Here is an 11,684-nt window from a genome sequence, read left to right as displayed (position 1 = left end):
GGATTAACGCAGCGCAGGGCCATTCTCCCCAAGCGGCACAATGGCCATGGTCAGCCGGGAAATGCAGCTGGCCTTGCCATCCTCACCCGTCAAACGGATGTCCCAGACATGGGTGGTACGCCCTAGGTGAACCGGCCGAGCTACCGCGGTGACCCGACCGCTGCGCACGCCACGCAGGTGGTTGGCGTTCACTTCCAGACCGACGCAGTAAAACTTGCTGCTGTCGATGCACAGGTGGCTGGCGGTGGAACCGAGGGTTTCCGCCAGTACCACCGAGGCACCGCCATGCAACAGGCCGTAAGGTTGATGAGTACGTGCATCGACCACCATGCTGGCGGTCAACGACTCGTCATCGAAGGCATCGAAACGGATATCAAGTTGCTCACCAATGGTGTTCTTCAGAAAGCCATTGAGCTGAGCCAGGTTCGGAGTTTGCTGCCAGAGGGCCATAGTCAGTCCTTTAGGGTCGATTCAGCCAGAACGTGGCCGGCATGATGCATGCCGGCCACACACCTGATCACTCGTGCCAGAGCACCGCTTCACTGCGTTCGGTCCATTCACTGAAGCGCCCGCCATAGGTGCCTTCGACCACTGCGCGCTTGATCTTCAGAGTTGGCGTGAGAAAGCCGTTCTCAACCGCCCAGACCTCCTTGACCAACACCAGACGTTGCAGGCGCTCATGCTTGTCGAGGCTTTGGTTAACGTCCTCCAACAACTTCTTCAAGCTACTCTCCAACTCGCCACGCCCGCTGGAAGCCTCACTGCGCCCCACATCGGACAGTACGCAAAGTGCCATGGGTTGTGGCATGCCATCGCCTACCACGCACACCTGTTCAATGCGTGAGTGCTCGCCGAGCAGATTCTCAATCGGCGCTGGGGCAACGTACTTGCCTTTGCTGGTCTTGAAGATTTCCTTGATCCGACCGGTCAGGCGCAGATTGCCTTCGCTGTCCTGCTCGCCTTTGTCACCGGTGCGCAGAAAGCCATCGGACGTGATGGTTTCTGCGGTTTTCTCAGGATCTTTGTAGTAGCCCTGCATGGTCGCACCGCTGCGCACCTGCACTTCGCCATCCTCGGCGATGCGCACTTCGACGCCAGGGCTGTTCTGACCGATCCAGCCTTGTTTGAACTTGCCCGGCCGGCACACATGGGAGTAACCGCAGTTCTCGGTCATGCCGTACACCTCCAGCACATCCAAGCCCAGGCGCTTGTACCAGTTGAGCAACGCTTCGGGCACCGGCGCGGCGCCAGACAGGGCGTAGCGCACGGCATCCAAGCCCAGACCAACCAGCACTTTTTTGCCGATGATGCGGCCGATGATTGGCAGCTTGAGCAGGAAATCCAGCTTCTCGGCTGGCATCTTGCTGTAGACGCCCATCTGGAACTTGGTCCAGATACGCGGTACGCCAAACATCACCGTCGGCCGCGCGCGCTTGAGGTCTTCAAGGAAGGTTTCCAGGCTCTCGGCAAAGAAGATTGTCTGCCCAGCGTAAATGGATGCCAGCTCGACAAACATGCGCTCGGCCACATGGCACAGCGGCAAGTAAGAAAGCACTCGGTCATTCTCGCCAACGCCAAACAGCTCAGTGGCGTGGCTGGCGGCAAAGCCGAAATTGCTGAAGTGATGCATCACCCCTTTCGGCGTACCGGTGGTACCGGAGGTATAGATGATTGTGGCGAGCTGATCGGCAGCCGCCTTGGGGTTGTCCTGAATCGGCGTGCAGGCCTGCAGGTCATCCCAGGTAAAGCTGAACTCGCCCTGCGGACGCAATGGCAGGCCGATGGTTGGCACATCCTGCGGCACACCGGGAGCCATTGCTGGCCAATCATCCAGCTTGCCGACGAACACCAGCGCGGCCTCTGAGTGGCGCAGCACCTGGCCTACCGACTCGGCAGTGAGATTGGGGTAGAGCGGCACAGAGACGTGCCCAGCCATCCAGATCGCCAGATCGGTGACGATCCAGTGCGCACAGTTCTTGGAAATGATCGCAATGCGGCTGCCCTGCGGCAGTTCGCGGCTACGCAGCCAGTTGGCCGCACGGCGCGCCTGCTCGCCGACGTCGGCCCAGCTCAGTTCCTGCAGCTGACCGCCTGGCAGCGGCTGCACCATGTAGCGTTTATTCGGGTGCCGAGCCTCGCGCTCATAAAACACCTCAAGCGGCAAACGGATTGCATCAGCCACAGGGCTTCCTCCTTTGTTGTTTTTGTGGAGCCAACCAAGCAATTGCTTGGTTGGACTATTCCACGCACAAAGGCGGCCCGCAAGAGGAGAAATGTTTCGGTGTGTAGTGAGGCGTCAGGAACGACTTGGATGCTTGTGGGCAGACAATTCCATCAACCCTGCGGCCAGCTCATCACCTTCCAGCAACGCCAGACTGGCTGTGTTCATCGGCAGCGGTTGCTGGCGGTGGCCGTGAATCAGCAGGCCCGCCAAGGCGCCAACCAGCGGCTGATGGGTGACCAGCAACAGCTCGTCGAACGCATAACCGTCCAGTTCCCGCAGCGCTTGGCGCAGATCACTCTCCGGCGTTAGCCAGGGCACGGTCTGCCGGATACCGCTAAAGGCCAAGACTTCGCAGGCCAGGTCCGCAGTCTGCTGAGCGCGCACATAGGGGCTGACCAATACAGCCTGCAGCGGCCGCCCTAGCAACTGCGCAGCTGCCTCACGCACCTGCTGCCAACCATAGGCAGTCAGGTTGCGTTCGGCATCAGTGCGCGCAGTCGGTTCGGCTTCACCGTGGCGCAGTAGCCAGAGCTTCACAGGCTTGCCCCAATAAGCCGACGACTCAAAGCTTTGGCTCTTCGTCGCGCACCGGGTGGGCCGCCGGAGGAATGCTGTGCGGGGTCTCACCTTGTGGTGCTTGCGGGGTTGGCCAGTCAGCAAACGGCCAAGGCTTTTCATCAGTGTTGAAGGTGCCAAAGCGACCGATCTGCGCCAGGTACTGGCTCAGGCTGTCCCCAAAGCCCAGCAGGCCGGCATTCGGCGCACCGTAAAACAGGCGGTAACCCAGTTGCAGCAACACCACAGCGCCCAAGAGGATTTCCGCCAGTTGCCAAACGATGGTGAAAATCACCATCCAGAGGATGCGCAGCAGAATCGATTCGCGCTGCAGTTCCTGATTGCCATCACTCATGCTCATCTCCTTGCAGGGTCTAGTAAGGTGAATCTCAAAAACCGGTGGTGGGGATAAAATCAACGTCGGTCTTGGGCTCTGCATTCATCAGCGCACCGATTACCTGATTCAGCGTGCGCCCCTCGAACAGAATGGCATGCAAGCCCGCGACCAGGGGCATGTAGACCTGTAACTGTTCCGCCTTGGACTTCAGCACCTTGATGGTGTTCACCCCTTCCGCCACTTCGCCCAGGCGCGCCACTGCATCTTCCAGGCTTAAGCCCTCACCGAGGGCAAAGCCGACCTGGTAGTTGCGGCTTTTTGCCGAGGAGCAGGTGACGATCAGATCGCCTACACCGGCAAGCCCTAGGAAAGTCATGGGATTGGCGCCCAGCTTGACCGCAAAACGGGTCATTTCCGCCAGAGCGCGGGTAATCAGCATGCTCTTGGTGTTTTCGCCCATGCCCATCGCTGCGGCCATGCCGGCGATGATCGCGTAAACGTTCTTCAGCGCACCGCCCAACTCGACGCCAAAACGATCGGCACTGGCATACACACGGAACGTGCGGCCGTGCAACGCAGCTTGCACGTGCTGGCAGAGTTCTTCGTCCTCGCTGGCGACGACAGACGCGGTCAGCGCATGCTCGGCTACTTCACGCGCCAGGTTCGGCCCGGATAGCACGCCAATGCGCGCCTGCGGGGCGATGTCTTCGAGAATCTGGCTCATCAGCAGAAAGCTCTGCGCCTCGATGCCCTTTGTGGTGCTGACCAGCTGCTTGCCGCTGAGTAGCTCAGCCACCGGTTGCAGCGCCTGACGCAATGCACTGGAGGGCAAGGCGACGAAGATCAACTGACAGGCGTTCAACGTCGCCGCAAGGTCGGTGACAGGCTCAACGCCCAGATGAATTTTGATGCCTTTGAGGTAACGCGGGTTTTCACGGGTCAGCCGAATCGCCTGGGCCTGTTCGGGGTCGCGCATCCAGTGCAGGACATGCTGGCCGTTTTCGGCTAGCAAATTAGCAATCGCAGTGCCGAAGCTACCGCCGCCAAGCACGGCGATGGGGTGCTGATCAGTCATAACGTATCCGTGGTAAACCATTGAAAGTGGCGAATCGCTCGCATTATACGGCGGCGCCTCTATGCAACCAGCTTTTAGCAGGTTGCCTGGCACTGGCAAAGCCAAGCAGCTCAGTTAACATGCAGCCTTTAAAACGCAAACAAGGTTGTGGCGTGATCGACAGCACCCAAGCCCAGCTTCATCCTGAGACCGCGCAAAACCGGCCAGTTCTCCAACGCCCGAACATTTTTTGCAGCAGCGGAGTGTCGCGATGATCCTGCGTCGTGGCTGGAATATCCATACCCGCACCCAATTGATCAGTGTCGGCCCTGCCCTGCTGCTGACCCTGCTGCTCACCGGGTTCTTCACCTTTGCCCGTTTGCAGGACCTGCGCCAGGAGGTCAACCACTACGGTCAGTTGATCGCCAGCCAGTTAGCCCCGGCCAGTACTTATGGGGTCATTTCCGGCAACCTTGAGGTGCTCGAGGCACTGCTGCAAGCCACGCTGAAAAACCCGCATGTGCGCTTTCTGGAAGTGCGCGATCACACCGGTAAAATTCTCGTTTACGTTGAGCAAGCCCCAGGCAGCGGCCACGCAAGCAGCCAGGTCGATGTGTTTCAGGCGCCCATACACCTGCAACGTGCAGCGCTGAACAACCCTGATCAACAGGCATTGGCCGATGACTACCTGGGCTATGTCGTCGTCGGCATGTCTAACGACGCCTTCAATACACGCCAGCAGGAAATCCTCTTTAAAGCCACCCTGCTCGCACTGTTCGCCCTGGCCCTGACCTTTATTCTTGCACGCCGCCTGGCTCGCCACCTGTCGCAGCCGCTGAGCGCCATGGGTGAAGCCGTCAGCGCGATTCAGGCCGGCAACTACCAGACCACCCTGCCCGAAGTCGGTGAAGGTGAGTTGCAGGCGCTGGCGCGGCATATCAACAACCTCGCCCACGGCCTGGCCAGCGCCAGTGACGAACAACAACGTGCCATGGCCCTGCTGATTCAAGCACGCGAGCAGTCCGAGCTGGCCAACCGCGCCAAATCCGACTTCCTGGCGATGATGAGCCACGAGTTGCGCACCCCGATGAATGGCGTGCTGGGCATGCTGCAGTTGCTGGAAACCACTGAAATGACTCAGGAGCAGGCCGAATATGCCGCCCTGGCCACCGAGTCCACTGAACACCTGTTGAAAGTCATCAATGACATCCTCGATTTCTCGCGCATCGAACGCGGCGCACTGGAGCTCGAACGCATCCCCTTCTGCCTGCTCGACCTGCTGCAAAGTTCGATTCAGGTGTTCCAACACAGCGCCCAACAGCGTGGCCTGCAATTACTGCTGGAAACCGAAAGTGGCCTGGAGAACTTACAAGTACAAGGCGACCCCACGCGGATTCGGCAAATTCTGGTCAATCTCATCGGCAACGCATTGAAATTTACCGAAACCGGCAATATCCGTGTGCACAGCAGCTGGCAGGCGCTGGATAACCAGGTGCTGTGGTTCAGCTGTGCGGTGCATGACAGCGGCATCGGAATATCCCCTGAGCGGCTTGAACATATGTTCGATGCCTTCCAGCAGGCCGACACTTCTATTTCAAGACGTTACGGCGGCACCGGGTTGGGTTTGCCGATTGCCCGCACCCTTGCCGAACGCATGGGCGGCACCCTGCGCGCAGTCAGTCAGGAAGGTCAGGGCTCGGTATTTACCCTGGAAGTGCCACTGCCGTTTTCCCAGCACGTCGCACCCGCTATCAGCGACACGCCACTGCCAGCTGACCAGGGGAACGGCCAACCGGTGCTGCTGGTCGAAGATAACCCGGTCAACCAGACCGTGATTGAAGCCATGCTGCGCAGCCTGGGCTATCGGGTCAGCCTGGTTGGAGATGGCGCACAGGCCGTGCATCAGGTCAGCCAGCAGCGTTATTCAGCGATTCTGATGGATTGCCGTCTGCCAATTATGGACGGCTACGAGGCTACTCGGCAGATCCGTCGCCTGCCCGGCTGCAGCGAACTGCCTATCATCGCGCTGACCGCCAACGCCTTGCAGGGCGACCGCGAGGCCTGCTTACAATCGGGTATGAATGACTACCTGGCAAAACCCTTTAAACGGGCCGATTTGCAGCGAATCCTGCAGCGCTGGCTACCCCCTCGACCATCGACGGGTAGTCAAGAAGGCTCAACTGCTGCAGGCTAATGAGCATGGGCGCTATGACAGGCCAACAGGAGCGGAGTACAACTGTACTCACAAGGCTGTGACTTTCACCACAACGCAACAGTCTATGACTAGGCTGTTGGCAGGCGCAGCAGACTGTGCCGCCAGCCAGGACGATTCGCCCAGCCTTGGCGCATGGGACATATTGAGGAGCTCGCATGACCAAACAAAACGCCTTCACCCGGGAAGAACTGCTCGCTTGCGGTCGCGGCGAACTATTCGGCCCAGGTAATGCGCAACTGCCCGCGCCGAACATGCTGATGATCGATCGCATCACTCATATCAGCGACACCGGCGGCAAGTACGGCAAGGGCGAAATAGTCGCCGAGCTCGATATCACTCCTGATCTGTGGTTTTTCGCCTGCCATTTCGAAGGCGACCCGGTGATGCCAGGCTGCCTGGGCCTCGATGCCATGTGGCAGCTCGTGGGCTTTCACCTTGGCTGGCAGGGCAACCCAGGCCGTGGCCGTGCCCTGGGTTCGGGCGAAGTGAAGTTCTTCGGTCAGGTGCTGCCGACCGCCAAGAAAGTCACTTACAACATCCATATCAAACGCACCATCGCACGCTCCTTGGTTCTGGCTATTGCCGATGGCAGCGTCAGCGTTGATGGTCGCGAGATTTACAGCGCCGAAGGCCTGCGCGTTGGTCTGTTTACCTCTACCGACAATTTTTAAAGGACTCTCTGCATGCGTCGCGTCGTGATTACCGGCCTGGGCATCGTTTCCTGCCTGGGCAATGACAAAGCCACCGTCTCTGCCAACCTGCGTGCTGGCAAGTCAGGCATCCGCTTCAACCCTGCCTATGCCGAAATGGGCCTGCGCAGCCAGGTGTCTGGCTCGGTTGACCTCAACCTGGAAGAGCTGATCGACCGCAAGGTCTATCGTTTCATGGGGGATGCTGCGGCCTTCGCTTACCTCTCAATGGAGCAGGCGATCAAGGACTCGGGCCTCAGCGCAGAAGAAATCTCCAACCCACGCGTAGGCTTGATCGCAGGCTCCGGCGGCGCGTCGACCTTCAACCAGATGGAGGCCATGGACATCCTTCGCGAGAAAGGCGTAAAGCGTGTTGGCCCCTATCGCGTACCGCGCACAATGGGCAGCACCGTGTCCGCCTGCCTGGCCACGCCGTTCAAGATCAAGGGCGTTAACTACTCGATCTCCTCGGCCTGCGCCACCAGCGCCCATTGCATCGGTAATGCCATGGAGCAGATCCAGCTGGGCAAGCAGGACGTAGTGTTTGCCGGCGGTGGTGAAGAAGAACATTGGAGCCAGAGCTTCCTGTTCGACGCCATGGGCGCCCTCTCCACTCAGTACAACGAAACTCCAGAAAAAGCCTCGCGTGCTTACGACGCCAAGCGTGACGGTTTCGTTATCGCCGGCGGTGGCGGCATGGTGGTGGTCGAAGAGCTGGAGCATGCCCTTGCTCGCGGCGCCAAGATCTACGCCGAAATCGTCGGCTACGGCGCGACATCCGACGGCTACGACATGGTCGCCCCAAGCGGCGAAGGCGCAGTGCGCTGCATGCAGCAGGCTCTGGCTACCGTCGATAGCCCAATCGACTACCTGAACACCCACGGCACCTCGACTCCGGTCGGCGACGTTGCGGAAAGCCGCGCAGTACGCGAAGTGTTCGGTGCCAAGGCGCCCGCCATCAGCTCGACCAAGAGCCTGTCGGGTCACTCCCTGGGCGCCGCCGGCGTACAGGAAGCGATCTACTGCATGCTGATGATGGAAGGCAACTTCATCGCCGGTTCGGTCAACATCGACGAAGTCGACCCGGAAATCGCCGACCTGCCGATCCAGCGCAGCACCGTTGAGAACGCCAAGCTCGACACCGTGATGAGCAACAGCTTCGGCTTCGGTGGCACCAACGCCACTCTGGTACTCAAGCGCTGGGCAGGCAAATAAGCCTAACCCGATGTTTGCAGCATAAAAAAGGCCATCCCTCGGGATGGCCTTTTTTATTGTGGCTTGCGCCAGGCTTACTCAGATAGAAAAGCGCGCTACCAGTGCATTTAGGTCCACCGCCAGGCGTGACAACTCCTGACTGGCCGCACTGGTCTGGTTGGCACCGGCTGAAGACTGCATCGACAGATCTCGGATATTCACCAGGTTGCGATCCACTTCGCGGGCCACCTGAGCCTGTTCTTCCGAAGCGCTGGCGATCACCAGATTGCGCTCATTGATCTGCGAAATAGCGGCCGCAATCTCATCCAGCGCTTGGCCGGCCGCCTTGGCCACATCCAGGGTTGAACGGGCACGGCTGTTGCTGTTCTGCATGGCGTTAACCGCTTTATCGGTACCCTGCTGGATGCCGCTGACCATTTGCTCGATTTCACGGGTCGACTGCTGCGTACGGTGCGCCAGGGCACGTACTTCGTCGGCCACCACGGCAAAACCGCGTCCGGCCTCACCCGCACGCGCGGCTTCAATCGCAGCGTTCAGTGCCAGCAGGTTGGTCTGCTCGGCAATCGAACGGATCACATCCAGTACCTTGCTGATATCGCGCACCTGCCCGGCCAGCTGCTCCACTTCGGAAGCGGTATGGGTCACGTCGTCCGCCAGATGACTGATCGACTCGACAGTCTGGCGCACCTGCTCGCGGCCATGTTGCGCCGTACGATTGGACTCGCTGGACGCTTCGGAGGTGCTGACGGCATTGCGCGCAACTTCTTCCACCGCGCTGGTCATTTCATTGACCGCGGTAGCCGCCTGCTCGATTTCATTGTTCTGCTGATGCAAACCACGGGTGGAGTCTTCAGTGACCGCACTGAGCTCTTCCGAGGCTGAGGCCAGTTGCGTAGAGGAGTCCGAGATATTTTGGATAGTGTTACGCAGGCTTTGCTGCATAGTCTTCAGCGCACTCAGCAAACGTGCTGGTTCATCACTGCCCTGCACCTCAATTGATTGGGTCAGGTTGCCGCCTGCCACAACTTCAGCCACCCGTACCGCATCGGTCAGCGGCGCGACGATGCTACGGGTCAGCAGCAACGCCAAAATCACCGTCAGACCAAGTGCAGCCAGCATCATCACAATGACCCATGTACGGGCGCTGGAAAATACTTGATCAGCCTTTTCAGCCGCTGCGGAGGCCCCCACACGATTCAGCTCGGACAAATCAGCGAGGGCTTTGGCCATACTGTCCGCATGCCCATTCAGCTGACCATTGGCAACCGCCAGTGCAGCATCAAGATCATTTTGACGGACAGCGGCCACGATCTTCGACTGCTCCTGCAGATAGCTGCTTTCAGCCTGTTTGAAACGCTCATACATCGTACGTTCTTCAGGGCTCGCAATTAATTTTTCATAGCTGTTCTGAGCCGTGTGCAACTGGTTTTTAAACTCCTCAACGCGGGCAATATTCTGCTGCGTCGCACTCTCATCGCTATTAAGCATCAAGCGCAGTGTCAGAGCTCGCAGCCTTAAAATGTCTTGGCTCATCTCGCCCAGGCTCAGCACGCTGGGCAGCCAGTTATCATTTACATCAGCTGACTGCTTGTTCATCTCTGACATTTGCAACAGGGAGAAGCTGCCCAGCAGCAGCACAAGAAGTGCGACTAAGCCAAAGCCAAGTGACGCTCTGGGAGCGATGTTTATATTTCTTAGGGTCATCACGGCCGTCCTTTACGGTTCTGAAGCAGCTTGCTCGATAGCATATGGCCATTATCCTTATGAGGACCTTAAGACCTTCAGCCAATATCTACAGATTCCGTATCGACTCTAGCACTAGATTCTTGACCCCTCGCACATAAAAAACCCGAGCCAAGGCTCGGGTTTAGCATTACGACTTCACTTAACTTCAACGCACGATAAAGCGCTGCTCCAGCAATTTGCGGTCGTCCTGAAACACCATAAAGTGCCACTCACCCGGGACCACTTCATGCGCTTCGGTGAACTCGAAGGCCATCACGTCCTGCACGGCACCGCGTGCCTGCTTCTGCATCACGACAAACTTGTCGTGCCGGGTACCGGTCGGGGTCACCACTCCAGGAGTGAGGTAGAGCAAGGTCAGCGGCGCATCATCGGCCACCTTGCCCACCAGGGTGTAACGCATGCCGAACTTGGTGCCGAGCTTGGCGGGGATCACGTCGCCTTGCTCGATCTGCTGGTTACTGCGGGTCAACACCCGCTCACCTTCCTGAAAGTCCTGATAGTCACTGGCGAAAACGCCGTATTCGATCGGACCTTCAACACGCACTTCGGCGTGCGCCAGGCTGCTGATCAACACAAGTGCGGCCAAGCCACTGAAACGGGTGTATTGCATGTCGCGCTCCTTATTTAGATGGCGCGAGCCTATGACACCCGTGTGACAGGGCTATGACAGCTCTATTCAGTCATCTCGGCTTGCACCTTACGTGGCAATACCGCGAGGAAATTGTCGAGCGCCACCTGATGGGCAACCTTCTCCGGCAAGGCATCGAGAAACGGCTTAAAGCCTTTCATGTAGTCCGGCAAACTTGAGAAACGCCCGACCACATCAGAGCCCAGCATAAAGCGCGCGGGATAGCTGCTGACCAACTTTACCCAGGCCGGATCAGGTTGCCCCTCGGCATCAAGCAGGTAGGGGCGAAGCATGGTCCAGGACAGATCGATATACAGATTGGGGTACTGTTTAAGCATCCGCTCCAGGGTGGGCAGGAGGAACTCCAGCTTTTCCTGATGCCGGTGAATTTCCATGCTGGTACCGGCATGCGCCCAGATAAACCGCACATGTGGATGGTTACGCAGTGGGTCCTCGATTTCCTGCAGGTACAGCGGATTGCGTTCGCGCTTGGAGGTGATATTGGAATGCAGCATCACTGGCAGGTCGTACTCGGCAGCCAGGTGAAAGACCCGCGCCAGGGCTTCGTTGTTGGCCCGTGGCGCATCACCATGGATCAGCGCGGTGAGGTCGTCATGTCGAGTGAAAACCTCACCAATGCCCTGCCACAGCCCTGGGTCGAGTTCGAGCATGCGGCGGATATGTGCATCGGCATTCTTGTCGTTCGGATTAAAGCCCGAGAGAAACGGGTGCAGACGTTTGCGCTGTTCAGCGGGCACCTGTTTGTAGGCATGTGCCACCAACACATCGGTGGCGCTGTACCAATAGGCATTGGCATCATCACCCGCATAATAACGAGGGCGCTTGGGCTCATCCTCATGCCATTTCTTCGCCACCGGAATGCCTGAGAGCATCACATGCTCGATATTGCCGGCCGCCATCTGCTCGAACAACTCAGTCATGCCCGCGCTTTCTTGAAAGAAATCCACGTAATGCAGATGGGCATCGCTGTAGCGATAGTCGCGGGCCTGGGCCATTGCAC

Annotated in this window: 11 protein-coding genes; 3 read left to right on the top strand and 8 right to left on the bottom strand. The window is 58.7% G+C overall.

Annotation, left to right across the window (positions count from 1 at the left end):
- Nucleotides 1-3: 3 nt before the first annotated feature.
- The 5 genes from CUR33_RS15055 to CUR33_RS15035 form a co-directional block, all read right to left on the bottom strand.
- Nucleotides 4-450 carry a hotdog fold thioesterase gene (locus CUR33_RS15055; RefSeq protein WP_167144737.1) on the bottom strand — a complete coding sequence of 149 codons (447 nt, stop codon included), beginning with the start codon at nucleotides 448-450 and terminating at the stop codon, nucleotides 4-6.
- Nucleotides 451-517: 67 nt separating this feature from the next.
- Nucleotides 518-2,182 carry an AMP-binding protein gene (locus CUR33_RS15050; RefSeq protein ID WP_289240169.1) on the bottom strand — a complete coding sequence of 555 codons (1,665 nt, stop codon included), beginning with the start codon at nucleotides 2,180-2,182 and terminating at the stop codon, nucleotides 518-520.
- A gap of 114 nt (nucleotides 2,183-2,296) precedes the next feature.
- Nucleotides 2,297-2,761, bottom strand: coding sequence for a phosphohistidine phosphatase SixA (gene sixA / locus CUR33_RS15045; RefSeq protein ID WP_289240168.1), 465 nt, complete (start codon nucleotides 2,759-2,761; stop codon nucleotides 2,297-2,299).
- Between the two features lie 25 nt (nucleotides 2,762-2,786).
- Nucleotides 2,787-3,134, bottom strand: a complete 348-nt coding sequence (locus CUR33_RS15040) for a DUF4389 domain-containing protein (RefSeq protein WP_090253357.1) — start codon at nucleotides 3,132-3,134, stop codon at nucleotides 2,787-2,789.
- A 34-nt stretch (nucleotides 3,135-3,168) separates the two neighbouring features.
- Nucleotides 3,169-4,191: an NAD(P)H-dependent glycerol-3-phosphate dehydrogenase gene (locus CUR33_RS15035; protein WP_170048819.1), complete on the bottom strand. Its 1,023-nt coding sequence runs from the start codon at nucleotides 4,189-4,191 to the stop codon at nucleotides 3,169-3,171.
- A 250-nt stretch (nucleotides 4,192-4,441) separates the two neighbouring features.
- Here CUR33_RS15035 and CUR33_RS15030 point away from each other — a divergent pair, with 250 nt between their 5' ends.
- The 3 genes from CUR33_RS15030 to fabB all read left to right on the top strand — a co-directional run bounded on the left by CUR33_RS15030 (nucleotide 4,442) and on the right by fabB (nucleotide 8,289).
- Nucleotides 4,442-6,364 carry a response regulator gene (locus CUR33_RS15030; RefSeq protein WP_289240167.1) on the top strand — a complete coding sequence of 641 codons (1,923 nt, stop codon included), beginning with the start codon at nucleotides 4,442-4,444 and terminating at the stop codon, nucleotides 6,362-6,364.
- 176 nt (nucleotides 6,365-6,540) lie between these two features.
- Nucleotides 6,541-7,056: a 3-hydroxyacyl-[acyl-carrier-protein] dehydratase FabA gene (gene fabA / locus CUR33_RS15025; protein WP_090253349.1), complete on the top strand. Its 516-nt coding sequence runs from the start codon at nucleotides 6,541-6,543 to the stop codon at nucleotides 7,054-7,056.
- 12 nt (nucleotides 7,057-7,068) lie between these two features.
- Nucleotides 7,069-8,289: a beta-ketoacyl-ACP synthase I gene (gene fabB / locus CUR33_RS15020; protein WP_289240166.1), complete on the top strand. Its 1,221-nt coding sequence runs from the start codon at nucleotides 7,069-7,071 to the stop codon at nucleotides 8,287-8,289.
- 78 nt (nucleotides 8,290-8,367) lie between these two features.
- Here fabB and CUR33_RS15015 read toward each other — a convergent pair whose 3' ends face one another.
- The 3 genes from CUR33_RS15015 to CUR33_RS15005 all read right to left on the bottom strand — a co-directional run bounded on the left by CUR33_RS15015 (nucleotide 8,368) and on the right by CUR33_RS15005 (nucleotide 11,679).
- Entirely contained in the window at nucleotides 8,368-9,993 is a 1,626-nt protein-coding gene (locus tag CUR33_RS15015; RefSeq protein WP_289240165.1) for a methyl-accepting chemotaxis protein, read from the bottom strand.
- A 187-nt stretch (nucleotides 9,994-10,180) separates the two neighbouring features.
- Nucleotides 10,181-10,645, bottom strand: a complete 465-nt coding sequence (locus tag CUR33_RS15010) for a DUF3859 domain-containing protein (protein ID WP_289240164.1) — start codon at nucleotides 10,643-10,645, stop codon at nucleotides 10,181-10,183.
- A 62-nt stretch (nucleotides 10,646-10,707) separates the two neighbouring features.
- Complete coding sequence (locus tag CUR33_RS15005; RefSeq protein WP_446730789.1) at nucleotides 10,708-11,679, bottom strand: amidohydrolase family protein; 972 nt, start codon at nucleotides 11,677-11,679, stop codon at nucleotides 10,708-10,710.
- Nucleotides 11,680-11,684 lie beyond the last annotated feature (5 nt).

Origin of the sequence: Pseudomonas sp. FEMGT703P, from assembly GCF_002786345.1 — a bacterium.
Classification (GTDB): Bacteria; Pseudomonadota; Gammaproteobacteria; order Pseudomonadales; family Pseudomonadaceae; genus Aquipseudomonas; species Aquipseudomonas peli.
The sequence above is the reverse complement of the archived record's forward strand: the minus strand, read 5'-3'. Positions and strand labels throughout refer to the sequence as shown.

Coding starts and splice junctions, on each gene's coding strand:
- CUR33_RS15040 (WP_090253357.1), bottom strand. CDS start 3,134: ATGAGTGATGGCAATCAGGAACTGCAGCGCGAATCGATTCTGCTGCGC.
- CUR33_RS15035 (WP_170048819.1), bottom strand. CDS start 4,191: ATGACTGATCAGCACCCCATCGCCGTGCTTGGCGGCGGTAGCTTCGGC.
- CUR33_RS15010 (WP_289240164.1), bottom strand. CDS start 10,645: ATGCAATACACCCGTTTCAGTGGCTTGGCCGCACTTGTGTTGATCAGC.
- CUR33_RS15005 (WP_446730789.1), bottom strand. CDS start 11,679: ATGGCCCAGGCCCGCGACTATCGCTACAGCGATGCCCATCTGCATTAC.
- CUR33_RS15015 (WP_289240165.1), bottom strand. CDS start 9,993: ATGACCCTAAGAAATATAAACATCGCTCCCAGAGCGTCACTTGGCTTT.
- CUR33_RS15055 (WP_167144737.1), bottom strand. CDS start 450: ATGGCCCTCTGGCAGCAAACTCCGAACCTGGCTCAGCTCAATGGCTTT.
- fabA (WP_090253349.1), top strand. CDS start 6,541: ATGACCAAACAAAACGCCTTCACCCGGGAAGAACTGCTCGCTTGCGGT.
- fabB (WP_289240166.1), top strand. CDS start 7,069: ATGCGTCGCGTCGTGATTACCGGCCTGGGCATCGTTTCCTGCCTGGGC.
- CUR33_RS15030 (WP_289240167.1), top strand. CDS start 4,442: ATGATCCTGCGTCGTGGCTGGAATATCCATACCCGCACCCAATTGATC.